This is a genomic window from Streptomyces sp. NPDC053513 (genome assembly GCF_044544765.1).
In the GTDB taxonomy this organism is placed as follows: Bacteria; Actinomycetota; Actinomycetes; order Streptomycetales; family Streptomycetaceae; genus Streptomyces; species Streptomyces litmocidini.
This window is the reverse complement of sequence record NZ_JBITXP010000009.1, coordinates 278,770-301,609: the sequence shown is the minus strand read 5'-3', so window position 1 is coordinate 301,609 and position 22,840 is coordinate 278,770. Positions and strand designations below refer to the sequence as shown.

At 70.1% G+C, this 22,840-nt stretch carries 25 protein-coding genes and 1 pseudogene; 6 read left to right on the top strand and 20 right to left on the bottom strand.

The annotated features are described in order from the left end of the window. Positions 1–175: 175 nt before the first annotated feature. The 3 genes from ACIGW4_RS18610 to ACIGW4_RS18600 all read right to left on the bottom strand — a co-directional run bounded on the left by ACIGW4_RS18610 (position 176) and on the right by ACIGW4_RS18600 (position 2,252). Positions 176–499 carry an STAS domain-containing protein gene (locus ACIGW4_RS18610; protein ID WP_030210572.1) on the bottom strand — a complete coding sequence of 108 codons (324 nt, stop codon included), beginning with the start codon at positions 497–499 and terminating at the stop codon, positions 176–178. Between the two features lie 126 nt (positions 500–625). Beyond that, positions 626–1,474, bottom strand: coding sequence for a 3-hydroxyacyl-CoA dehydrogenase family protein (locus ACIGW4_RS18605; RefSeq protein ID WP_123455427.1), 849 nt, complete (start codon positions 1,472–1,474; stop codon positions 626–628). 142 nt (positions 1,475–1,616) lie between these two features. Then, positions 1,617–2,252, bottom strand: coding sequence for a TetR/AcrR family transcriptional regulator (locus tag ACIGW4_RS18600; RefSeq protein WP_123455426.1), 636 nt, complete (start codon positions 2,250–2,252; stop codon positions 1,617–1,619). 71 nt (positions 2,253–2,323) lie between these two features. Here ACIGW4_RS18600 and ACIGW4_RS18595 point away from each other — a divergent pair, with 71 nt between their 5' ends. Genes ACIGW4_RS18595 through ACIGW4_RS18585 form a run of 3 tightly spaced genes read left to right on the top strand, consistent with a single transcriptional unit; the run spans position 2,324 to position 4,455 of the window. Further along, positions 2,324–3,097, top strand: coding sequence for an ABC transporter ATP-binding protein (locus tag ACIGW4_RS18595; RefSeq protein WP_123455425.1), 774 nt, complete (start codon positions 2,324–2,326; stop codon positions 3,095–3,097). A gap of 22 nt (positions 3,098–3,119) precedes the next feature. Next, positions 3,120–3,869, top strand: coding sequence for an ABC transporter permease (locus ACIGW4_RS18590; RefSeq protein WP_123455424.1), 750 nt, complete (start codon positions 3,120–3,122; stop codon positions 3,867–3,869). Positions 3,870–3,882: 13 nt separating this feature from the next. After that, on the top strand, positions 3,883–4,455 hold the full coding sequence (locus ACIGW4_RS18585) for a cob(I)yrinic acid a,c-diamide adenosyltransferase (protein WP_359588276.1): 573 nt from the start codon (positions 3,883–3,885) through the stop codon (positions 4,453–4,455). Here ACIGW4_RS18585 and ACIGW4_RS18580 read toward each other — a convergent pair. Beyond that, on the bottom strand, positions 4,375–4,995 hold the full coding sequence (locus ACIGW4_RS18580) for a hypothetical protein (protein ID WP_399581565.1): 621 nt from the start codon (positions 4,993–4,995) through the stop codon (positions 4,375–4,377). The two genes, ACIGW4_RS18585 and ACIGW4_RS18580, sit on opposite strands and share 81 nt — an antisense overlap. A 161-nt stretch (positions 4,996–5,156) precedes the next feature. Between ACIGW4_RS18580 and ACIGW4_RS18575 the strand changes: the two genes are divergently transcribed. The 3 genes from ACIGW4_RS18575 to ACIGW4_RS18565 all read left to right on the top strand — a co-directional run bounded on the left by ACIGW4_RS18575 (position 5,157) and on the right by ACIGW4_RS18565 (position 8,955). Further along, on the top strand, positions 5,157–6,335 hold the full coding sequence (locus tag ACIGW4_RS18575) for a sensor histidine kinase (protein ID WP_398707499.1): 1,179 nt from the start codon (positions 5,157–5,159) through the stop codon (positions 6,333–6,335). Then, positions 6,332–6,985 (top strand): response regulator, encoded by a 654-nt coding sequence (locus ACIGW4_RS18570; RefSeq protein ID WP_399581562.1) that lies wholly within the window; start codon positions 6,332–6,334, stop codon positions 6,983–6,985. The genes ACIGW4_RS18575 and ACIGW4_RS18570 overlap by 4 nt, the downstream gene beginning before the upstream one ends. 122 nt (positions 6,986–7,107) lie before the next feature. After that, positions 7,108–8,955: a glycosyl hydrolase family 18 protein gene (locus tag ACIGW4_RS18565; protein WP_399581559.1), complete on the top strand. Its 1,848-nt coding sequence runs from the start codon at positions 7,108–7,110 to the stop codon at positions 8,953–8,955. Positions 8,956–9,008: 53 nt separating this feature from the next. Here ACIGW4_RS18565 and ACIGW4_RS18560 read toward each other — a convergent pair whose 3' ends face one another. The 16 genes and pseudogenes from ACIGW4_RS18560 to prmC form a co-directional block, all read right to left on the bottom strand. Beyond that, a complete protein-coding gene (locus ACIGW4_RS18560; protein WP_123457494.1) occupies positions 9,009–9,455 on the bottom strand; it encodes a DUF2550 domain-containing protein in 447 nt (148 codons plus the stop codon). Between the two features lie 146 nt (positions 9,456–9,601). Continuing rightward, complete coding sequence (locus ACIGW4_RS18555; protein WP_123455419.1) at positions 9,602–9,976, bottom strand: F0F1 ATP synthase subunit epsilon; 375 nt, start codon at positions 9,974–9,976, stop codon at positions 9,602–9,604. 112 nt (positions 9,977–10,088) lie between these two features. After that, on the bottom strand, positions 10,089–11,531 hold the full coding sequence (atpD, locus tag ACIGW4_RS18550; protein ID WP_123455418.1) for a F0F1 ATP synthase subunit beta: 1,443 nt from the start codon (positions 11,529–11,531) through the stop codon (positions 10,089–10,091). Next, positions 11,531–12,448: a F0F1 ATP synthase subunit gamma gene (locus tag ACIGW4_RS18545; protein WP_123455417.1), complete on the bottom strand. Its 918-nt coding sequence runs from the start codon at positions 12,446–12,448 to the stop codon at positions 11,531–11,533. The genes atpD and ACIGW4_RS18545 overlap by 1 nt, the downstream gene beginning before the upstream one ends. 20 nt (positions 12,449–12,468) lie before the next feature. Further along, entirely contained in the window at positions 12,469–14,064 is a 1,596-nt protein-coding gene (gene atpA, locus ACIGW4_RS18540; RefSeq protein ID WP_123455416.1) for a F0F1 ATP synthase subunit alpha, read from the bottom strand. 151 nt (positions 14,065–14,215) lie between these two features. Then, positions 14,216–15,031 (bottom strand): F0F1 ATP synthase subunit delta, encoded by an 816-nt coding sequence (locus ACIGW4_RS18535; RefSeq protein ID WP_399581554.1) that lies wholly within the window; start codon positions 15,029–15,031, stop codon positions 14,216–14,218. Beyond that, a complete protein-coding gene (locus ACIGW4_RS18530; RefSeq protein WP_123455414.1) occupies positions 15,028–15,573 on the bottom strand; it encodes a F0F1 ATP synthase subunit B in 546 nt (181 codons plus the stop codon). The genes ACIGW4_RS18535 and ACIGW4_RS18530 overlap by 4 nt, the downstream gene beginning before the upstream one ends. A gap of 41 nt (positions 15,574–15,614) precedes the next feature. Further along, complete coding sequence (gene atpE / locus ACIGW4_RS18525; protein ID WP_093874070.1) at positions 15,615–15,872, bottom strand: ATP synthase F0 subunit C; 258 nt, start codon at positions 15,870–15,872, stop codon at positions 15,615–15,617. Between the two features lie 91 nt (positions 15,873–15,963). Continuing rightward, the gene (atpB, locus tag ACIGW4_RS18520) at positions 15,964–16,773 is read right to left on the bottom strand and encodes a F0F1 ATP synthase subunit A (RefSeq protein ID WP_123455413.1); all 810 of its coding nucleotides are present in this window, start codon (positions 16,771–16,773) and stop codon (positions 15,964–15,966) included. A 225-nt stretch (positions 16,774–16,998) separates the two neighbouring features. Further along, on the bottom strand, positions 16,999–17,412 hold the full coding sequence (locus tag ACIGW4_RS18515; RefSeq protein ID WP_123455412.1) for a hypothetical protein: 414 nt from the start codon (positions 17,410–17,412) through the stop codon (positions 16,999–17,001). Between the two features lie 264 nt (positions 17,413–17,676). Then, positions 17,677–19,011 carry an MraY family glycosyltransferase gene (locus tag ACIGW4_RS18510; RefSeq protein WP_359588272.1) on the bottom strand — a complete coding sequence of 445 codons (1,335 nt, stop codon included), beginning with the start codon at positions 19,009–19,011 and terminating at the stop codon, positions 17,677–17,679. Between the two features lie 107 nt (positions 19,012–19,118). Beyond that, positions 19,119–20,366: a serine hydroxymethyltransferase gene (glyA, locus tag ACIGW4_RS18505; protein ID WP_399581550.1), complete on the bottom strand. Its 1,248-nt coding sequence runs from the start codon at positions 20,364–20,366 to the stop codon at positions 19,119–19,121. A 79-nt stretch (positions 20,367–20,445) separates the two neighbouring features. Further along, positions 20,446–20,550, bottom strand: a pseudogene (locus tag ACIGW4_RS18500) (protein-tyrosine-phosphatase); the annotation flags it as partial. A 112-nt stretch (positions 20,551–20,662) separates the two neighbouring features. After that, positions 20,663–21,310 (bottom strand): protein-tyrosine-phosphatase, encoded by a 648-nt coding sequence (locus ACIGW4_RS18495; RefSeq protein WP_359588269.1) that lies wholly within the window; start codon positions 21,308–21,310, stop codon positions 20,663–20,665. Next, a complete protein-coding gene (locus ACIGW4_RS18490) occupies positions 21,307–21,954 on the bottom strand; it encodes an L-threonylcarbamoyladenylate synthase (protein WP_123455408.1) in 648 nt (215 codons plus the stop codon). Before ACIGW4_RS18490 ends, ACIGW4_RS18495 begins: the two co-directional genes overlap by 4 nt. Before the next feature lie 34 nt (positions 21,955–21,988). Next, positions 21,989–22,834 carry a peptide chain release factor N(5)-glutamine methyltransferase gene (gene prmC / locus ACIGW4_RS18485; RefSeq protein WP_123455407.1) on the bottom strand — a complete coding sequence of 282 codons (846 nt, stop codon included), beginning with the start codon at positions 22,832–22,834 and terminating at the stop codon, positions 21,989–21,991. Between the last annotated feature and the right edge of the window lie 6 nt (positions 22,835–22,840).

Sequence of the window (22,840 nt, the reverse complement as noted above, 5' to 3'; positions counted from 1 at the left end):
TGTGCAGGCGGGTCCGTCAATGTGCGGGCGACCGAACCCTAGACCGTGGTCAGCGGCTCGGGAACAGCCGGGGTGCCCCCGAGACCAAGACGTCACGGTCTTGTGAGGATTGAGCGTGACGCCTGGTTCACACAGCTGCTTCACAGACGGCGGGCCGGGAGGACCGTCCCGGAGGTCAGACGCGGGGAAGGGACTCCAGGGCGAGGCCGCCCTCGATGGCGAGGATGCGGTGGAGCCGGGTGGCGACGAGGAGGCGCTGCATCTGGGGCGGCACCCCGCGCAGGACGAGGCGTCGGCCGCAGCGGCCGGCCCTCCGGTGGGCGCCCATGATGACGCCGAGTCCGGTCGCGTCCCAGGAGTCGAGTCCGGTCAGGTCGAGCACCAGGTCGCCGACTCCGTCGTCGACGGCCGAGTGCAGGACCGTACGGGCGTCCGCCGCGCTGCGGACGTCGAGGCGGCCCCCGACGACCAGCTCGACGTGGTCGCCCCTGATGTGCATATGCGCTCCCCGAGAGTGCTCCGTCTTCGCAACAACTGACTGCCGCATCGGCAGATACGTTGCGCCTTGTCAGCGAACCGATACCGAAATTCACCCCACGGAGTGAGGCGGGGTGGTGGGTGGGGCTCAGTACTTGTAGAAGCCCTGCCCGCTCTTGCGGCCGATGTCACCCGCGTCCACCATCCGGCGCATCAGCTCCGGCGGCGCGAACTTCTCGTCCTGGGACTCGGTGTAGATGTTGTTGGCGGCGTTCACCAGGATGTCGATGCCGGTGAGGTCGGCGGTGGCGAGCGGGCCCATGGCGTGGCCGAAGCCGAGCTTGCAGGCGATGTCGATGTCCTCGGCGGTGGCGACGCCCGACTCGTGGAGCTTGGCGGCCTCGACGACGAGGGCCGAGATGAGGCGGGTGGTGACGAAGCCGGCGACGTCGCGGTTGACGACGATGCAGGTCTTGCCGACGGACTCGGCGAACGCGCGGGCGGTGGCGAGGGTCTCGTCGCTCGTCTTGTAGCCGCGGACCAGCTCGACGAGCTGCATCATCGGCACGGGCGAGAAGAAGTGGACGCCGACGACGGCCTCGGGGCGCCCGGTCACCGCGGCGATCTTGGTGATCGGGATCGCGGAGGTGTTGGAGGCGAGGACGGCGCCGTCCTTGACGATCTTGTCGAGCGAGCGGAAGATCTCGTGCTTGACGTCGAGGTTCTCGAAGACGGCCTCGACGACGACGTCCGCGTCGGCGACGGCGTCGAGCTCGGTGGTGGCGGTGATCCGGCCGAGCGCGGCCTCGGCGTCCTCGGCGGTGAGCTTGCCCTTGGCGACGAACTTGTCGTACGACGCCTTGATGCCGTCGGTGCCGCGGGTGAGGGCGGCGTCGGTGACGTCACGCAGGACGACGTCCCAGCCCGCCTGTGCCGAGACCTGCGCGATGCCGGACCCCATGAGTCCGGCCCCGATGACGGCGAGCTTCCTGGCCACGATGTTCCACCCCTTTAACGCCTGTTCACTTCTGGCTCTCCGGCGGAGATTAGCGGTCGCGGGGCGCCATGTGACCGTGAAGTAATGCGCGTCACGCCCTCTTTGACGGACGTCACACTCACGACAGGCCCGGGGAGGCCCCTCAGGCCCGTACGGCGTACGTGAGGACCTTCTCGCCCAGCAGCTCCTCGATCTCGTCGAGGAGGACGAGGGCCTCGCGGGAGACGGCGGTCGCCTTGCGTCCGGCGGTCATCGCGTCGCTGATGAACTCGACGACGGCGCCCTGGATCCAGGCGATCTGGCCGCCCACGAGCAGCGGCATCGGGTCGTCGGGCCCGGTGCCGACCTCCTCGCGCAGGGCGGCGACGGTGGTGCGCCGGACCTCCTGCTGGAGGGCCAGGAGCCGGGCCTGGAGGGTGGGGGCCTCGTCGATCACCCGCATGAAGTCGGCGTAGCCGTCCATCAGCCCGTAGGCGGGCGAGACGGCGGTGACGTGGCCTCGGATCTCGCGGAGCACGGCCTGGGCCGCGGACTCCCCCGGGTCGCGGCCGCGGATCATCCGGGCGAGGCGGTGGGTGATGCCTTCCATCCGGTCGAGGAAGAGGTCCTCCTTGGCCGGGAAGTAGTTGTAGACGGTGTTGACGGAGACGTCGGCGGCCTCCGCGATCTCCGCCACCGTCACGGCCTGGAAGCCGCGCTCCAGGAAGAGCCCGGTCGCGATGTCCGAGATCCGCTGTTTCGTCTGACGCTTCTTGCGCTCCCTGAGCCCTTCACCCATGCCGTCATCCTAGGCGTCCTGAAATTTTGGTGACGTTGCAAAATTTCAGTGACTCTGTTTTTGTAGTCGTCATGCCAATCATCAGCACGTCCGGGCTCTCCCGGACCTTCCGTACGAAACAGGGCGAGGTGCACGCGGTCCGCGGCATCGACCTCACGGTGCGAGCGGGCGAGATCCTCGGCTTCCTCGGGCCCAACGGCGCCGGCAAGTCCACGACCCTGCGGATGCTCAGCACCCTGCTGCCGCCCACCGGCGGCGCCGCCACCGTCTGCGGCCACGACCTGCTGCGGGACCCCGTCGCGGTACGGCGGAAGATCGGGTACGTCGCCCAGGGCGGCGGCGTCGACCCGCAGGAGACCGTCCGCTCCGAACTGGTCACCCAGGGCAGGCTCTACGGCCTCCCCCGGACCGAGGCCACGGCCCGCGCCGCCGAACTCGCCCGCGACCTCGACCTCACCGAGCTCCTCGACCGGAGCACCGCCGCCCTCTCCGGCGGCCAGCGCCGCCGGCTCGACCTCGCGCTCGGCCTCACCCACCGCCCCGCGCTGCTCTTCCTCGACGAGCCGACCACCGGCCTCGACCCGGGCAGCCGGGCCGCCCTCTGGGCGCTCGTCCGGCGGCTGCGCGACGACCACGGCACCACCGTCGTCCTCACCACCCACTACCTCGACGAGGCGGACGCCCTCGCCGAACGGCTCGTGATCATCGACGGGGGCGTCGTCGCGGCCGAGGGCTCCCCCGCCGCGCTCAAGGCCGAGCACGGCGCGGACACCCTCCAGGACGCCTTCCTCGCCGTCACCGGACGCGGCCCCGCGCCCGTCGACACCACGCCCGTCGCCGTCTGATCGCCGCCCAGGAGTCCACGCGATGCTTCTCCACGACACCGCGGTCCTCTTCGGCCGCTACGCCCGGCAGACCCTGCGCTCGCCGTTCCAGATCTTCTTCGGCGCGCTGATGCCGCTGCTCTACCTGTTCTTCTTCGGCCCGCTGCTCACCGGGCTGCCGCTCGGCCGCGCGGGCGACTCCTGGCAGGTCCTCGTACCGGGCCTGCTGCTCCAGCTCGGCCTCTTCGGGGCCTCGTTCGCGGGCTTCGCCGTCATCATGGAGAAGAACTGGGGCGTCCTCGAACGCCTGCGGGTCACCCCGGTCAGCCGTCTGGCGCTGCTCCTCGGCCGGACCCTGCGGGACACCGTCCTCTTCCTCTTCCAGGCCGTCCTGCTCGTCCTCGCCGCCCTGCTCATGGGCCTGCGGGCGCCGCTCACCGGCATCCTCATCGGCTTCGGCTTCGTCGCCCTGCTCACCTTCTCGCTCGCCTCGCTGTCGTACGTGCTCGCGTTGCGGCTGCCCAGCCCACAGGAGTTCGGTCCGGCGATCAACACCCTGGCCATGCCCGCGATGCTGCTGTCCGGCCTGATGCTCCCGATGGCCCTCGCGCCCGGCTGGCTCGACGTCCTGTCGCACTTCGTGCCGTTCCGCTATCTGGTGGACGCGGTCCGGGACGCGTACACCGGGCACTACGCGACCGCCACGATGCTGTACGGCGTCCTCGCCGCGGCCGGGCTCACGGCGCTCGCCGTGACGGTCGGCACACGGACGTTCCGCGGGGCCCACGCGTAACTACGCTGGACCCATGGTCAATCTGACGCGCATCTACACCCGCACCGGCGACAAGGGCACCACGGCGCTCGGCGACATGAGCCGGACCGCCAAGACGGATCTGCGGATCTCGGCCTACGCCGACGCCAACGAGGCCAACGCCGCCATCGGGACGGCCATCGCCCTCGGGCAGCTCGACGAGGACGTCGTGAAGGTCCTCGTCCGGATCCAGAACGACCTCTTCGACGTGGGCGCCGACCTCTGCACGCCGGTGGTGGAGAACCCCGAGTACCCGCCGCTGCGCGTCGAGCAGGCGTACGTCGACAAGCTGGAGGCCGACTGCGACCGCTTCCTGGAGCGGCTCGACAAGCTGCGCTCCTTCATCCTGCCGGGCGGCACGCCCGGGGCGGCCCTGCTGCACCAGGCGTGCACGGTCGTCCGGCGGGCGGAGCGCTCCACGTGGGCGGCCCTGGAGGTGCACGGCGAGACGATGAACGCCCTGACCGCCACCTACCTCAACCGGCTGTCAGACCTGCTCTTCATTCTTGCGCGCACCGCGAACAAGGAGGTCGGGGACGTCCTCTGGGTGCCGGGCGGCGACCGCTGAGCCGGCCGCCGGGTCCTTCCTCGGGTGGACGAAGTAGCTGAGCGCGATCACGCCGTGGATGCCGACGGCCCGCCAGGCGGCGAACATCCAGCTCCGCAGGCTCTCGGTGTTCCCGTCGTCGCCGACGTACGCCGTGGCCAGGAGCAGCAGGGCGGTGGCGACGGCGCCGCCGACCAGCGTGCCCAGCCAGATCCTGCCCTCGTGGCGGGCGCGCGCCATGCCGTACTTCGGGGGCTTCGGGGGCGGCGGGGCGCCGCCGAGGCGGTGGGCGGCGTGGCCGTCGAGCCACTTCACGGTCCGGTGGCCGTGGCCGACGGTGTAGCCGATGTAGAGCGCGGCGAGTCCGTGCTCCCAGCTCGGATCGGCGCCGTTCTTGAGGTCGATCGCCGTGGCGACGAGGAGCACGACCTCCAGGACCGGCTCGGCGAGCAGCAGCGCCATGCCCGCCCGGGGCATCTTCAGGAGGTAGCGGGTGGCGAGGCCGGCGGCCAGCAGGACCCAGAAGCCGACCTCGCAGAACACGATCAGCGTGACGATCACGGCGGTTCCCCTTTCGGTCCCCTTCAGCGTCCCGTGGGACCGGCTCCGGTTCGTCGTCGCCGGTGACGAAGTCCGTCTACATCCTTCGACGGAGGGCGGCACGCGCGCGTATCGGCCCTGACGGGGAGGTTCGCGCGCGCGGGGGCGTGTTGGATGAGGACGTGACGCTCCCCCGCCCGCACCGCACCGACCTGTCCATCGCCGCCGTCGGCCTCGTCGGCGGGCTGGTCCTGTGGTGGTTCGGTCTGCACACCCAGCTGGACCGGCCGTTCACCCAGCGCTGGGCGACCCTGGTGCCGCTCGTGGTGATGGCCGGGTGCGAGGCGGTGCGCCGGACCGCGCCCAGGGCGGCGCTGACCGTCGGCACGCTCGCGATCGTCGCGGACCAGTTCACGTACGGGAGCCTGGCCACCGTCCTGATGTTCACGGACGTCGTCTACGCGGCCGTCGTGTACGGGTCGGCCGCCCACGCCCGCCGCGTCCCGTACACCACCGGTCTCGTCACGGTCGGGGTGACGATCGGCTTCCTGGTGTGGTGGCAGAACGCGTACGCGCTGCTCGTCGGTGTGATCACCGGCATGATCTCCTTCCTGCCCGCGATCACCGGCGCGATCGTCCGCAACCACCGGGAGGCGGCGGACGCGGCCCGGCTGCGGGCCGAACAGACCGCGCTGCTCGCCGAGATGGACCGGGCGCAGGCGGTGGTGGCCGAGCGGGCCCGGATGGCGCGCGAGCTGCACGACATGGTCGCGAACCACCTGTCGGCGATCGCGATCCACTCCACGGCCGCGCTCTCCCTCGACGAACCGGCCACCACCCGGCGGGCGTTGACGGTGATCCGGGAGAACAGCGTGGCGGGCCTCGCCGAGATGCGGCGGCTCATCGGACTGCTGCGGGACAGCGGCGGGGAGCCGGAGCCGGGGGCCGTGCCGAGCCTCGACGCCCTGGACTCGCTGCTCGCGCGGGCCCGGGCGAACGGTTCGGCGGGCGGCCTGGAGTTCGTCCTGGAGGACAGCCGTCCCCCGGGCGGTTCGCTGCCGGCGCCGGTGGAGCTGGCCGCGTACCGGATCGTCCAGGAGTCGCTGACCAACGCGGTCAAGCACGCCGCCCCCGGTACGGTCAGGGTGCGGATCGGCCGGTCCGGCGGTGTCCTCACGGTGGCGGTGGACTCGCCGTACGGGCAGCGGCCGGGGCCGGGCGCGCCCGGCACGGGTTCGGGTCTGGTGGGCATGCGGGAGCGCACGGAGCTGCTCGGCGGGGAGTTCCGCGCGGCGGCCTCGGGGTCGGTCTGGCAGGTGCGGGCGGTGCTGCCCGCGGACGAGAGGGTGGGGAACGCATGACGGTGCGGGTGGTGGTCGCCGAGGACCAGTCCGCGGTGCGGGCGGGGCTCGTGCTGATCCTGGGGAGCGCGCCGGACATCGAGGTGGTCGGCGAGGCGGCGGACGGCGAGCGGGCGGTGGAGCTGGCCCGCGAGCTGCGGCCGGACCTGGTCCTGATGGACGTCCAGATGCCCCGGATGGACGGGGTGACGGCGACCGGGATCGTCGTCGCGGAGGGGCTCGCCGACGTCCTGGTGCTGACGACCTTCGATCTCGACGCGTATGTGTTCGGGGCGCTGCGGGCGGGCGCGGCGGGCTTCCTGCTGAAGAACGCGGACGCCCGGGAGCTGATCGAGGCGGTGCGGACGTTGGCGCGGGGCGAGGGGCTGATCGCCCCGGCGGTGACCCGGCGGCTGCTCGCCGAGTTCGCCGCGAGCGGCCGTCCGGCACGGCCGGAGCGGGGGGCGGACCCGGCGGTGCTGGACGCGTTGACGCCCCGGGAGCGGGAGGTGCTCTCCGCGCTGGGGCTCGGTCTGTCGAACGCGGAGATCGCGGTACGGCTCGACATGGCGGAGGCGACGGTGAAGACGCACGTCAGCAAGGTCCTGGGGAAGCTGGGGCTGCGGAGCAGGGTCCAAGCGGCGGTGCTGGCTCAGGAGTTGGGGGTTTAGCAGTTCTTTGCCGACGTTGGTCTGGACCTCTTGACGATTGGTCCAGACCTTCCTACGCTCGCGGGGCGCGCGCACCTTTCGGACCACCCCCACCTTGTCCGTCCGCAACTTGAGGAGCACCGTTGAGCACTCAAGCACCGACGCGCAGAGCAGGGTTCAGACACCGGACCGCCGCCGGACTGACCGCCCTGATCCTGCCCCTGGCCGCCCTGGTCGGCCTCGCCTCCCCCGCCGAAGCCGCCACCTCGGCCACCGCGACCTACACCAAGACCCAGGACTGGGGCACCGGGTTCGGCGCCAGCTGGACCGTCAAGAACACCGGCACCACCACCATCAGCTCCTGGACCGTCGAGTGGGACTACCCCTCCGGCACCTCCGTCACCTCCGCCTGGGACGCCACCGTCACCAGCTCCGGCACCCACTGGACCGCCAAGAACGTCGGCTGGAACGGCACCCTCGCCCCCGGCGCCTCCGTCTCCTTCGGCTACAACGGCGCCGGCCCCGGCGCACCCACCGGCTGCAAGATCAACGGCGCTCCCTGCGACGGCACCACCCAGCCGGGCGACAACCCGCCCTCGGCGCCCGGCACCCCGGTCGCCTCGAACGTCACCGACACCTCGGCGAAGCTCACCTGGACCGCGGCCACCGACGACAAGGGCGTCAAGAACTACGACGTCCTGCGCGACGGCACCAAGGTGACCACCACCACCGGCCTCACCTTCACCGACAGCGGCCTCACCGCGGGCACCGACTACTCGTACACCGTCGTCGCCCGCGACACGGCCGACCAGACCGGCCCCGCCGCCGGCCCGGTCGCCGTCCGCACCACCGGCGGGGGCGGCGGCCAGCCCCTCCCGAACGCCGTGAAGATGGGCTACTTCGCCAACTGGGGCGTCTACGGGCGCAACTACCACGTGAAGAACATCGTGACCTCCGGCTCCGCGTCGAAGATCACGCACATCAACTACGCCTTCGGCAACGTCCAGAACGGCAAGTGCACCATCGGCGACGCCTATGCCGACTACGACAAGGCCTACACCGCCGACCAGTCCGTCGACGGCGTCGCCGACACCTGGGACCAGCCGCTGCGCGGCAACTTCAACCAGCTCCGCAAGCTGAAGAAGGCCTACCCGAACATCAAGGTCCTGTGGTCCTTCGGCGGCTGGACCTGGTCCGGCGGCTTCGGCCAGGCCGTGCAGAACCCGACCGCCTTCGCCCAGTCCTGCTACGACCTGGTCGAGGACCCGCGCTGGGCCGACGTCTTCGACGGCATCGACCTGGACTGGGAGTACCCCAACGCCTGCGGCCTGTCCTGCGACACCAGCGGCGCGGCCGCCTTCAAGAACATGATGCAGGCCATGCGCGCCAAGTTCGGCGCCAACAACCTGGTCACCGCGGCCGTCACCGCCGACGCCTCCACGGGCGGCAAGATCGACGCCGCCGACTACGCGGGCGCCGCGCAGTACATGAACTGGTTCAACGTCATGACGTACGACTTCTTCGGTGCCTGGGAGGCGAAGGGCCCGACCGCCCCGCACTCCCCGCTCACCTCGTACGCCGGCATCCCGCAGGCGGGCTTCAACTCCGCCGAGGCGATCGCCAAGTTCAAGGCGAAGGGCGTCCCCGCCAACAAGCTCCTCCTCGGCATCGGCTTCTACGGCCGCGGCTGGACCGGCGTCACCCAGTCCGCCCCCGGCGGCACGGCGACCGGCCCGGCGCAGGGCACGTACGAGCAGGGCATCGAGGACTACAAGGTCCTCAAGAACTCCTGCCCGGCCAACGGCACCATCGCGGGCACGGCGTACGCCCACTGCGGCACCAACTGGTGGAGCTACGACACCCCCGCCACCGTGAACTCGAAGATGAGCTGGGCCAAGAACCAGGGCCTCGGCGGAGCGTTCTTCTGGGAGTTCAGCGGCGACACCACCAACGGCGAGCTGGTCGGCGCCATCAACAGCGGCCTGAACTAGCACGAGACGAGGAGCGGGGACGGCGCAGCACGCCGTCCCCGCTCCTTCATGCCTCAGGCCACATTGACCCTCTGCCCCGGAGGCGCCGCCTCCAGCCAGGCCATGAAGCCCGTCCGGGCGTCCTCGCTCATCGCGAGCTCCAGGCGGACGCCCTCGTACATGCAGGGCTGGATCACCGCGTCGGAGAGCAGCGCGAGCTCCTCCTCGCCCTCCGGCATCCGGCGCTCCAGGGCCACGATGGAGGCGCGCTCCAGGACCCGGCGCGGGCGGGGCGCGTACGAGAAGACACGGAACCAGGAGATCTCGTCACCGCTGTAGCGGGCGACGCCGTACACCCAGCCCTTGCCGGTCGGATCCGGCTCGTCGGGGACGTCCCAGCGCAGCGAACAGTCGAAGGTGCCGCCGGCGCGCTGGATCAGTCTGCGGCGCAAGCCGAAGACGAAGAGCCCGATCACCACCAGTGCGACGACCAGGCCGCACACGAGCAGAGCGAGGAACATCTTCACCGACCTCCTCGCTGCGTCCCGTAGCCGGCACCGCCGGCAGAACCGAATACGACCTGCATCTGCATCGCCTCAGCCGCGACACGCTCCGGAGTATTCCGGACCGTGCCGCGGCTGAGGGCACTTCTACTCGGCGCGGACCGTCAGCGGACCGCTACCGCGCGCAGCCGGACCTCGGCGCGCCGCTCGGCGGCGGCGTCGGAGTCCGTCTTCGCACGCTCCAGCGCGCGCTCGGCGCGCTGGGCGTCGATCTCGTCCGCCAGCTCGCAGATCTCCGCGAGCAGAGACAGCTTGTCGTCGGCGAACGAGATGAATCCACCGTGGACGGCGGCGATGATCGTCCCGCCCTCGCTCGTACGGATGGTCACCGGGCCCGACTCCAGCACACCGAGCAGCGGCTGGTGGCCGGGCATGACGCCGATGTCGCCGGAGGTGGTACGCGCGATGACCAGGGTGGCCTCGCCGGACCAGACACTCCGGTCCGCGGCGACCAGCTCGACGTGCAGCTCAGCAGCCAAGGGTGGCTCCTCGGGTCACCACCCGGCGGTCGTGCCGGGTGTTGGGGTCAATTCTAGGGGGCGTGGAGAGGGGGACGGGACGGATCCCGTCCCCCTCGGGCGAGCACGGGGCTCAGGAGACGCCGAGCTCCTTGGCGTTGTTCTTGAGGTCCTCAAGGCCACCGCACATGAAGAACGCCTGCTCCGGGAAGTGGTCGAACTCACCGTCGCAGATCGCGTTGAACGCGGCGATCGACTCGTCGAGCGGAACGTCCGAACCGTCCACACCGGTGAACTGCTTCGCCGCGTGGGTGTTCTGGGACAGGAAGCGCTCGACACGACGCGCGCGGTGGACGACGAGCTTGTCCTCCTCGCTCAGCTCGTCGATACCGAGGATCGCGATGATGTCCTGGAGGTCCTTGTACTTCTGCAGGATTCCCTTGACGCGCGTGGCGGCGTCGTAGTGGTCCTGCGCGATGTAGCGCGGGTCCAGGATCCGGGACGTGGAGTCCAGCGGGTCCACGGCCGGGTAGATGCCCTTCTCGGAGATCGGACGGGAGAGAACCGTCGTCGCGTCGAGGTGGGCGAAGGTGGTCGCCGGCGCCGGGTCGGTGAGGTCGTCGGCGGGGACGTAGATCGCCTGCATCGAGGTGATCGAGTGACCACGGGTCGAGGTGATGCGCTCCTGGAGGAGACCCATCTCGTCGGCCAGGTTCGGCTGGTAACCCACCGCGGAGGGCATACGGCCGAGCAGGGTCGACACCTCGGAACCGGCCTGGGTGAAGCGGAAGATGTTGTCGATGAAGAACAGCACGTCCTGCTTCTGCACATCGCGGAAGTACTCCGCCATGGTCAGACCGGCGAGGGCCACACGGAGACGGGTGCCCGGGGGCTCGTCCATCTGGCCGAAGACGAGGGCGGTCTTGTCGAGAACGCCCGAGTCCTCCATCTCCGCGATGAGGTCGTTGCCCTCACGCGTACGCTCACCGACACCGGCGAACACGGAAACACCCTCGTGCAGCTTCGCCACACGCATGATCATTTCCTGGATCAGAACGGTCTTGCCGACACCGGCACCACCGAACAGACCGATCTTTCCACCCTTGACGTACGGGGTGAGGAGGTCGACGACCTTCAGGCCGGTCTCGAACATCTCGGTCTTCGACTCGAGCTGGTCGAACGCCGGGGCCTTGCGGTGGATGGACCAGCGCTCGCTGACCTCCGACTCCGCCTCGGGCTCGTTCAGGATCTGGCCCAGCGTGTTGAACACGCGACCCTTGGTGACGTCGCCGACGGGCACGGTGATGCCGTCGCCGGTGTCGACCACGGGGGCCTGGCGGACCAGACCGTCGGTGGGCTGCATCGAGATGGTGCGGACGATGCCGTCACCGAGGTGCTGCGCGACCTCGAGGGTCAGCGTCTTGAGCGCGCCCTCCTCGGCCGGGTCGGCGACCTGCACGTGCAGGGCGTTGTAGATCTCCGGCATCGCGTCGACGGGGAACTCCACGTCGACGACCGGGCCGATGACCCGGGCGACGCGGCCCGTGGCGGCGGCCGTCTCAACAGTGGTCGTCATTACTTGTCACTCCCCGCGGTCGCGTCGGCCAGGGCTGCGGTGCCACCGACGATCTCGCTGATTTCCTGGGTGATTTCGGCCTGGCGGGCCGCGTTGGCAAGTCGGGAGAGGTTGTTGATCAAGTCTCCCGCGTTGTCGGTGGCCGACTTCATCGCGCGGCGCGTGGCGGCGTGCTTGGAGGCAGCCGACTGGAGCAGCGCGTTGTAGATCCGGCTCTCGACGTAGCGCGGCAGAAGGGCGTCGAGGACGTCCTCCGCCGACGGCTCGAAGTCGTACAGCGGGCGGAGGGTCTCCGGCTCGCCGGCCTCCTTCGCCACCTCGTCGAGGCTGAGGGGCAGCAGCCGGGCCTCGACCGCCGTCTGGGTCATCATCGAGACGAACTCGGTGTAGACGATGTGGAGCTCGTCCACGCCGCCCTCGGCCGTGTCCTTCTCGATCGCCTCGATCAGCGGGGCCGCGATCTTCTTGGCGTCCGCGTAGCTGGGCTCGTCCGTGAAGCCCACCCACGTGCCGGCCATCGCCCGCTCGCGGAAGTTGAAGTGCGAGACGCCGCGGCGACCGACGACGTAGATGTCGACCGTCCGGCCCTCGCCCTCCAGCTTCCTGATGAGCAGCTCCGCCGCCTTGATGGCGTTGGAGTTGAAGGCGCCGGCCAGACCGCGGTCGCTCGCGAGGAGCAGGACCGCGGCACGGCTCGGGTTCTCCGCCTCGGTGGTCAGCGGGTGCTTGTCGTTCGCACCCGTCGCCACCGCCGTGACCGCGCGCGTGAGCTCGGTCGCGTACGGAGTCGACGCCTGCACCTTGCGCTGCGCCTTGACGACACGCGAGGCGGCGATCATCTCCATCGCCTTGGTGATCTTCTTCGTCGCGGTGACGGATTTGATGCGACGCTTGTAGACCCGGAGCTGCGCTCCCATGAGTCAGGTCCCTTCCGTCGTCACTTCGAGACGTTGACGGCGGGAGCGTCCGCGCCGAGCAGCTTGCCGTCAGAGGTCTCGAACTGCTGCTTGAACTCCGCGATGGCGTCGGCGACGGCGGTCAGCGTGTCGTCCGACATCTTCTTGCCCTCACGGATGGAGGTCATGAGACCGGAGTGGTTCTGGCGCAGGTACGCCAGGAGCTCGGCCTCGAAGCGACGGATGTCGGCGACCGGGACGTCGTCCATCTTGCCGGTGGTGCCGGCCCAGACCGAGACGACCTGGTTCTCCGTGGGCATCGGCTGGTACTGAGCCTGCTTCAGCAGCTCGACCATGCGCTGACCACGCTCCAGCTGCGCCTTCGAGGCCGAGTCCAGGTCGGAACCGAAGGCCGCGAAGGCCTCCAGCTCACGGAACTGGGCCAGGTCCACGCGGAGGCGGCCGGCGATCTGCTTCATGGCCGGGTGCTGGGCGGAGCCACCGACTCGGGAGACCGAGATACCGACGTTCAGGGCCGGGCGCTGGCCGGCGTTGAACAGGTCGGACTCCAGGAAGCACTGGCCGTCGGTGATGGAGATGACGTTGGTCGGGATGAACGCGGAGACGTCGTTGGCCTTCGTCTCGACGATCGGCAGACCGGTCATCGAACCGGCACCCAGCTCGTCCGAGAGCTTCGCGCAGCGCTCGAGGAGACGGGAGTGCAGGTAGAAGACGTCACCCGGGTAGGCCTCACGGCCCGGCGGGCGGCGCAGCAGCAGCGACACGGCGCGGTAGGCGTCGGCCTGCTTCGACAGGTCGTCGAAGACGATCAGGACGTGCTTGCCCTGGTACATCCAGTGCTGACCGATGGCGGAGCCGGTGTACGGCGCCAGGTACTTGAAGCCGGCCGGGTCGGACGCCGGGGCGGCGACGATCGTCGTGTACTCGAGCGCACCGGCCTCTTCGAGGGCGGCACGGACCGACGCGATGGTCGAGCCCTTCTGGCCGACGGCGACGTAGATGCAGCGGACCTGCTTGTTCACGTCGCCCGAGCGCCAGTTGTCGCGCTGGTTGATGATGGTGTCGACACAGAGCGCGGTCTTGCCGGTCTGACGGTCACCGATGATCAGCTGGCGCTGACCACGGCCGACCGGCGTCATGGCGTCGACGGCCTTGTAGCCGGTCTCCATCGGCTCGTGCACCGACTTACGGGCCATAACGCCCGGGGCCTGCAGCTCGAGGGCGCGGCGGCCCTCGGTCGCGATCTCGCCGAGACCGTCGATCGGGTTACCGAGCGGGTCGACGACGCGACCCAGGTAGCCCTCACCGACACCTACGGAGAGGACCTCGCCGGTGCGCTGCACCGACTGACCCTCCTCGATGCCGCTGAACTCGCCGAGGACGATGGCACCGATCTCGCGCTCCTCGAGGTTGAGGGCGAGACCGAGGGTGCCGTCCTCGAACTTCAGCAGCTCGTTCGCCATGGCCGAGGGAAGACCCTCGACCTTCGCGATACCGTCACCGGCCAGGCTGACCGTGCCGACCTCCTCGCGCGAGGCCGCGTCCGGCTGGTACGACTGGACGAAGTTCTCCAGTGCGTCCCGGATCTCCTCCGGCCGGATCGTGAGCTCCGCCATCTGGGTTCCCTGCTCTCCTTGTTGGGCCCGAAGTTTCTTAAGGGGTCTGGGGGCCGACCCCCAGGAATCTTCTGCAATCTCTGCACGGCCCAACCGGGCCGCTGGTGATGCTGTGTTGCTGTGCTGCCTTGTGCTGCTGTGGTCGCTGCCGTCAGCCGGCCAGTCGACGGGTCGCCTCGCCGAGGCGCTCCGCGATGGACCCGTCGATGATCTCGTCACCGACGCGCACCGTGATCCCGCCGAGGACCGCGGGGTCCACGTCCAGGTTCAGGTGCATCTCGCGGCCGTACAGCTTCGCCAGTACGGCACCGAGGCGCTGCTTCTGCCGGTCCGACAGCGGCACCGCCGAGGTGACGACGGCGACCATCCGGTCCCGGCGCGCCGCGGCGAGCTTGGACAGGGACTCGAGTCCCGCTTCCAGGCTACGTCCCCGGGGCTGGGTCACCAGACGGACGACCAGACGCTCGGTGGTCGCGTGGGCCTTGCCGCCGAGCAGGCTGCCCAGCAGCGTGCCCTTCGCGGTGGCCGTGGCGGCCTTGTCCGTCAGCGCCGAGCGCAGCTCGTTGCTGGAGGACACGATCCGGCCGAACCGGAACAGCTCGTCCTCGACGTCGTCGAGGGCGCCCGCCTTCTGCGCCGCGGTGAGGTCGGCGGTGTTCGCCAGCTCCTCGGTCGCGTCGACCAGGTCACGCGAGCGCGACCAGCGGGAACGCACCATGCCGGAGACCAGGTCGACGGTCTCGCCGCCCACCTGTCCGCGCAGGAGTCGCTGCGCGAGCTCGGCCTTGGCCTCACCCGACTGGGCGGGGTCGGTCAGGACCCGGCGCAGCGACACCTCGCGGTCGAGCAGCACGGTGACGGCGGCCAGCTCGTCCGCGAGCTTCTTCGCGTCGACCGGGGTGTTGTCGGTCAGCGCGTCGAGGGACTCACGGGCGGCGGACAGTGCCTCGCGGCTCGCTCCGTTCATCGGACAGCCTCGGCCTTCTCCTCGAGCTCGTCGAGGAAGCGGTCGATGGTGCGGCTCTGGCGGGCGGCGTCCTCGAGGGACTCGCCGACCAGCTTGCCGGCCAGGTCGGTCGCGAGCTTGCCGACGTCCTGGCGCAGCGACGCGGAGGCGGCCTTGCGGTCGGCCTCGATCTGCGCGTGGCCGGCCGCGATGATCTCCTCGCGCTGGCGCTGGCCTTCCGCCTTCATCTCCTGGATGATCGCGGTGCCCTGCTCCGTCGCCTCCTGGCGAAGACGCGCGGCCTCGTGGCGGGCCTCGGCGAGCTGGGCCTTGTACTGCTCCAGCACACTCTGAGCCTCGATCTGGGCCGACTCGGCCTTCTCGATGCCACCCTCGATGGCCTCGCGGCGCTCGTCCAGAACCTTGTTGATGTTCGGGAGGAGCTTCTTGGCGAGGAAGCCGAAGACGATGACGAAGGCGATCAGGCCGATGACGAGCTCGTCGAGATGCGGGATCAGAGGAGGCTGAGGCTCCTCCGCTGCCGCAAGAAGCAGAGCGTTCACATCAGTGCCTTCCGTAAAAAGAATCGGGCAGTCGGTCCGGCTTACTGGTAGACGAAGCCCATGACGATGCCGATGAGGGCGAGCGCCTCACAGAAGGCGAAGCCCATGATCTGGTTGGTACGGATGAGACCGGCGGCCTCGGGCTGGCGGGCGAGCGCCTGCGTACCGTTACCGAAGATGATGCCGACGCCGACGCCGGGGCCGATCGCGGCGAGGCCGTAACCGATCGACGCGACGTTGCCGACGACGTTCTCCTTGGCGCCGGCGGCGAGGTTGACCATGTCGAGAGCAGCGGACATGCCGTTACTTCCTTCTCTTTCAATGACCCGGTGGGGGTTGGCCACCGGACGACTGATGGTTTCGGGGGTGGGGCTACGGAGCGGGTGCGGCTCAGTGGTGCTCGGAGAGCGCGCCCTGGACGTAGCTGCAGGCCAGGAGGACGAAGACGTACGCCTGGACGGCCTGGATGAAGAGCTCGAAGGCGGTCATCACGAGGACCATCACGAACGAGGCGCCGGCGTAGACGAAGCCCAGGCCGTTCATGAGGTACCAGGTGGCCAGCGAGAACATCACGATCAGCAGGTGACCGGCGAACATGTTCGCGAACAGTCGCACCGCGTGCGTGAAGGGCCGGATCAGCAGGTTCGAGAAGAACTCGAGGACGACGACCATCGGGAGGATGGCACCGAGGGACTTGTCGTAACCGACGATGTTCTTCCAGCCACCCACGAAGCCGTGCTTCTTGAAGGTGAGCGAGATCCACATGAAGTACACGATCAGCGCGAGACCGGCCGGGAAGGCGATCAGCGAGGTGACCGGGAACTGGGCGAGCGGAATGATCGACCAGAGGTTCATGATCCAGACGAAGAAGAACAGCGACACCATGAAGGGGACGTACTTCTCGCCGTCCTTCTTGCCGATGATCTCGTAGACGATGCCGCGGCGCACGAAGTCGTAGCCGGCCTCGCCGACCATCTGCATCTTGCCGGGGATCAGCTTGGGCTTGTTGAAGGCGGCCCAGAAGAACCCGACGACCACGATGGAGCCCAGCAGAGCGAGCAGCATCGGCTTGGTGATCTCGATGCCGGCCACCGTGGCGATGGGCTCGTACATGAACGTGTGCAGGCCCGGCGCCGGGAAGCCACATCCAGAGAAGATGTGGCAATCCGGGTCGAAGGCAAGCGTCTGGTCAGCACTCACCGCGGGCTCCTTCAGCGTGGCGCATAGGTACGGCAACCTCGTTGTGTCGGCGCGGCACGCAGCCGCGGGTCGGCACTGGACTGGTCTTACGGATAAGGGGGCGGCGGTTCGGCATCGAGCCTCTCGCTGGGACAGGCGCCGTTTCGGATGCCCGCGTCCGCAGTGCCGCAGTTGGCACCGGACGATAGCAGGAAGCCGAACTCGGCTTTATCCCGGCCCTACCCTTCACGACTTCGGCCCCGTGTTTCCGGGGTCGATGTACGTGATCTTGGCCTTCATGTAGGCCCGGGCCTGTGCGGCGACCCACACCACGGTCGTCGCGAGCAGCGTGAAGGCGAAGGCCTTGAAGTCGAACAGGGTCGTGTTCTTCAGCAAGGCCAGGAAGATGAAGAGCACCAGCAGCTGGGCCGTGTAGAGCATGAGCCCCATGGCCTGGAAGAGGTGCGGAAGCGACTTCGCCGTCCGCTGGAGAACCAGCTGCCCGATCCCCATGAAGAGGATGACCACCAGGGTGCCGACGACGGCACCGATCGCACCCTTGCCACCGGCGACCACCCCGCTGACGACCGTGGCGATCGCGCCGACGGCTGCGGAGGGTACGGCGGTGTGCAGAAGGATGCGTGCGTCGTTCGACGGCATGGCGGTGTCTCCGCTTGCTCTGGAGGGGGCGATGGTGTCGTCATGGACGAGCGTAAGCCCGGTCCGAGGTGGGTCTCGGGGCCAACAGACCGTCGCACTACGGTCTTTCGGCACTGTCGCCGGGTCTCGTGAACCGTATCACAAACTATTTGAATAGGTCTTTACCCATAAGGTGTGCCAACGGTCACACATGAGAGTTACCCCGCGCGTGTGTGCGCGACAGCGGGGCACCTTGTCTGCTATTGGCCCCGGATGGGGCTTTCGTCAACCGCGCGCCCCGGCCTTACTCCGGTCGGTGAAGCGCGAACGGTGACCGATGGCGGTCGCGCCGTTGACCCCGGCGGGCACGGGCTCCCGCTCCTCCTCGACGGAGTCGGCGGAGTCCACGGACCCGGCCGGGTCGAGGGACCCCGCCGGCACGGCGGCCGGCTTGCGGCGCCGGTAGCGGGGCGGCACCACGGACTGGGCCCAGCGCGGGGCGCGCGGCGTGAAGCGCGGCAGCAGGAGCAGCACCAGGCCGATCGCGCTGAGCGCGACGACGCCGAGGACGATCCACATCGAGGTCGAGTGGACCGAGTAGGCCAGCGTGCCGAAGGCGATGAGCGCCGACCAGAAGTACATGATCAGCACCGCGCGGCTGTGCGAGTGCCCGATCTCCAGGAGCCGGTGGTGCAGGTGGCCGCGGTCGGCGGCGAACGGCGACTGGCCCTTCCAGGTGCGGCGCACGATCGCGAGGACCAGGTCGGCCATCGGGATCGCGATGATGGTCAGCGGCAGCACGAGCGGGATGAAGACCGGCAGGGCCGCGTGCGTGGCCTCACGGGTCGATCCCTCGAAGAGCCGCAGCACGTCGGGGTCGACCTGACCCGTGATCGAGATCGCGGAGGCCGCCAGGATGAGGCCGATCAGCATCGAGCCCGAGTCGCCCATGAAGATGCGCGCCGGGTGCATGTTGTGCGGCAGGAAGCCCAGGCACATGCCCATGAGGATGGCGGCGAAGAGGGTCGCGGGGGCGGCCGCCTCGATCGTGTAGCCGTACCAGAGGCGGTACGCGTACAGGAAGAAGGCCGCGGCGGCGATGCAGACCATGCCGGCGGCGAGGCCGTCGAGGCCGTCGACGAAGTTCACGGCGTTGATGGTGAGGACCACCAGGGCGACCGTGAGGAGCGTGCCCTGCCAGGGGGTGAGGGCGACCGTGCCGACGCCGGGGATCGGCAGCCACAGGATCGTGAGGCCCTGCGCGACCATCACGCCCGCCGAGATCATCTGCGCGCCCAGCTTGATGAGCGCGTCCAGCTCGAACTTGTCGTCGAGGACGCCGATCAGCCAGATCAGGGCGGCGCCGGAGAGCAGCGCGCGGGGCTCGTTGGACTGCTCGAAGACGCTGTTCAGGTTCTGCAGGTGGTCGGCGACGAGCAGTCCCGCGCACAGCCCGAAGAACATGGCGATGCCACCGAGCCGCGGAGTCGGTTCTCGGTGCACGTCGCGGGCGCGGATCTCCGGCATCGCGCCGGTCGCGATGGCGAACTTCCGCACCGGACCGGTGAGCAGATAGGTCACCGCGGCCGTGACACAGAGCGTCAGCAGGTAATCACGCACGGGCTGCCCCACAGGAATCGCTGGCCATCTCAGCCCCACACCCTAGCCGTGCCGTCCATGTGGTCTGAGACACCGGGGGCATCCGAACGGTTGCGCTCGGGCTCCCGTCAGCGCCCATACGGGGGAAATCGGGAGGTCAGCCCCCGTACTTCCGCGCGTACCCGGGACGTTTCCCCGGCGTCGTCCCGCAACGCGACGGTGAACAGCGCGGCGATCCTCGCCATCTCCGGGGTGCCCATCCCCTGCGTGGTGACGGCCGCGGTGCCGAGCCGGATCCCGCGGCCCTCCCCGTGGGGCAGGGCGCAGGTGTCGAGCACCATGCCGGCGGCGGCGAGCCGGGCGCGGGCGGTGCGGCCGTCGACCCCGAGCGGCGCGGGGTCGGCGGTGATGAGGTGCGTGTCCGTCCCGCCGGTGGTCACCGCGAAGCCCTCGGCGGCGAGCGCGGCCGCGAGGACCTTCGCGTGTTCGACCACCTGATGGGCGTACGCCGTGAACGCCGGGGTGGACGCCTCGCCGAAGGCCACCGCCTTGGCCGCGATCGTGTGCATCTGGGCGCCGCCCTGCGTGAACGGGAACACCGCCCGGTCGACCCGGCCCGCGAGCTCCTCGCCGCACAGGATCATTCCGCCGCGGGGCCCGCGGAGCACCTTGTGGGTGGTCGCGCAGACCACGTCGGCGTACGGGACGGGACTGGGGGCCGCTCCCCCGGCGACGAGCCCGATGGGATGGGCGGCGTCGGCGATCAGGTACGCCCCCACCTCGTCGGCGATCTCCCGGAAGACGGCGTAGTCGAGATGCCGCGGATAGGAGATCGCCCCGCAGACGATCGCCTTGGGCCGGTGGTGGCGGGCGAGCGCGGCGACCTGCTCGTGGTCGACGAGCCCGGTCTCGGCGTCGACGCCGTACGGGACGAAGTCGAACCACCGCCCGGAGAAATTGGCGGGCGATCCGTGCGTGAGGTGCCCGCCGTGGCCGAGCCCCATGGCCAGGACCGTGTCACCGGGCCTGAGAAGGGCCGCGTACGCCGCCAGGACGGCCGAGGAGCCGGAGTGGGACTGCACGTTCGCGTGGTCCGCTCCGAAGAGCGCGGTGGCCCGCTCGACGGCGATCCGTTCGATCGCGTCGGCGTACTCGCAGCCGCCGTGGTGCCGGGCGCCCGGGTACCCCTCGGCGTACTTGTTGGCGAGCGGCGAGCCGAGCGCGGCGAGCACCGCCGGCGAGGTGAAGTTCTCGGCCGCGATCAGCTGCAGGCTGTCGGCCTGCCGCCGCACCTCGCCGAGCAGCACATCGGCGACCTCGGGGTCCTGCCGGCGCAGGACGTCGAGCTCCTCATCGGGTGGCGCGGTGACGGACATGGCGGACTCCGGGCGTGGAGGGATGTCAGCACCAATGTAGGCGCGGCCGGCCCGCCCCGCCCGTCGGCGCGGACACCCGTCAGCGCCTGGCCGAGACGCCCGTCAGAGCCGTCACCACGGGATCCGGCGCCTGGTTGATCTCGTCGCCGATCGAGCGGAAGAAGGTGATCGGGGCGCCGTACGGGACCCGACCCCCGACGCGCCCCTCGCACCGCTCGGCCCCGAGGGGCCTCCCCGGCTTCGGGACGCTGCGGCGGCCTCCGACCGCCGGACCACGGCCCGGGCCCGAAAACCCGTCAACGCCTGGCCGAGACGCCCGTCAGAGCCGTCACCACGGGATCCAGCGCCTGGTTGATCTCGTCGCCGATCGAGCGGAAGAAGGTGATCGGGGCGCCGTACGGGTCGTTGACCTCGTCCGCGTCCGCCGACGGGGCCAGGAGCCACCCGCGTAGAGCCGCGGCCGCGCGGACCAGGGCGCGGGCGCGTTCCACCATGCCCTCGTCGCGCGGGTCCGGGAGCGTGGCCGGGTCGATCGCGCGGACCAGGCGGGTGAACTCCTTCAGGGTGAAGGTGCGCAGACCCGCCGAGTGGCCCATCGAGATGACCTGCGCCCGGTGGTCGCGGGTCGCGGTCAGGACCAGGTCGGCGCGGATGACGTGCTCGTCGAGGAGCTCGCGGCCCACGAAGCCGCTGTAGTCCGCGCCGAAGTCGGCGAGGACCAGTTCCGCGTTGGTCTCCATGGGGGCGCCCTCGTGGCCCCAGGTGCCCGCGCTCTCCACGATCAGGCCGCCGCCGAGGGGGTCGCCGAGGCGGTCGCTCAGGGCATGGCGGGTCAGCCGCTCGGTGATCGGCGAGCGGCAGACGTTGCCGGTGCTGACGTGGAGGATGCGGAAGGTTGCGCTGTCTTCGTGTCCCGCTATGCCACGCCCCTCAGGGGCGGTCAACTGGCCACCTCGAGGTCGGGTACGACCTTCCTGAGCTCCTCCGGGGAGAGCGAGCCCTCGCGCAGCAGCACCGGCACCTTGCCCGTGACGTCGACGATGGAAGAAGGAACGATTCCGGGCGTGGGGCCGCCGTCGAGGTAGACGGAGACGGAGTCGCCGAGCATCTGCTGGGCCGCGTCGCAGTCCTCCGGCGCCGGGTGGCCGGTGAGGTTGGCCGAGGTGACGGCCATCGGGCCGACCTCGGTGAGCAGTTCGATCGCGACGGGGTGCAGCGGCATCCGGATGGCGACGGTCCCCCGGCTGTCGCCCAGGTCCCACTGGAGGGACGGCTGGTGCCGGGCGACGAGGGTGAGCGCACCGGGCCAGAACGCGTCGACGAGCTCCCAGGCCTGCTCGGAGAAGTCGGTGACGAGGCCGTGGAGGGTGTTCGGGGAGCCGATGAGCACGGGCGTGGGCGTGTTGCGGCCCCGGCCCTTGGCGGCGAGCAGGTCGCCGACGGCCTCGCTGCTGAAGGCGTCCGCCCCGATCCCGTACACGGTGTCGGTGGGCAGCACGACGAGCTCGCCCCGGCGCACGGCGGACGCGGCCTCGCGCAGGCCGGTCGCGCGGTCGGTCGCCTCGTTGCAGTCGTATCGCCGTGCCATCAGTTCCCGTCCTCCTCGTACACGTCGTGCTTGCTCATGGCATCGCCTTGCGGGCGGTCGCGAACCGCGGCCGGTTGTTGAGGTCCGGGTGGTCGGCCGCGTCGACCCAGCCGGCCTCCTCGTTGAAGATCCACGGCACCTGGCCGCCCTGCGTGTCGGCGTGCTCGACGACGACGAGTCCCCCGGGCCGCAGCAGCCGGTGCGCCGTGCGCTCCAGGCCGCGGATGAAGTCGAGGCCGTCCTCGCCGGAGAAGAGCGCCATCTCCGGGTCGTGGTCACGGGCCTCGGGCGCCACGTACTCCCACTCGGTGAGCGGGATGTACGGGGGGTTGGAGACGACCAGGTCGACCTGGCCGTCGAACTCCGGCAGCGAGGTGAGCGCGTCGCCCTCGTGCAGCGTGACGCGGGAGCCCTCGACGTTCTTCCGGGTCCACGCCAGCGCGTCCTCGGACAGCTCCACGGCGTGCACCCGCGAGCGCGGCACCTCCTGGGCCAGCGCCAGCGCGATCGCCCCGGAGCCGGTGCACAGGTCGACGATGAGCGGTTCGACGACGTCCATGGCGCGTACGGCGTCTATGGCCCAGCCGACGACCGACTCGGTCTCCGGGCGGGGCACGAAGACGCCGGGCCCCACCTGGAGCTCCAGGTAGCGGAAGAACGCCCGCCCGGTGATGTGCTGGAGCGGCTCGCGCGCCTCGCGGCGGGCGACGGCCTCCCAGTAGCGGGCGTCGAAGTCCGCGTCCTTGACGTTGTGCAGCTCCCCCCGCCTGACGCCGTGCACGAACGCGGCGAGCTCCTCGGCGTCGAAACGCGGTGAGGGAACGCCGGCGTCGGCCAGCCGCTGGGTGGCCTGGGCCACCTCGGCAAGCAGCAGGTTCACGCTGGT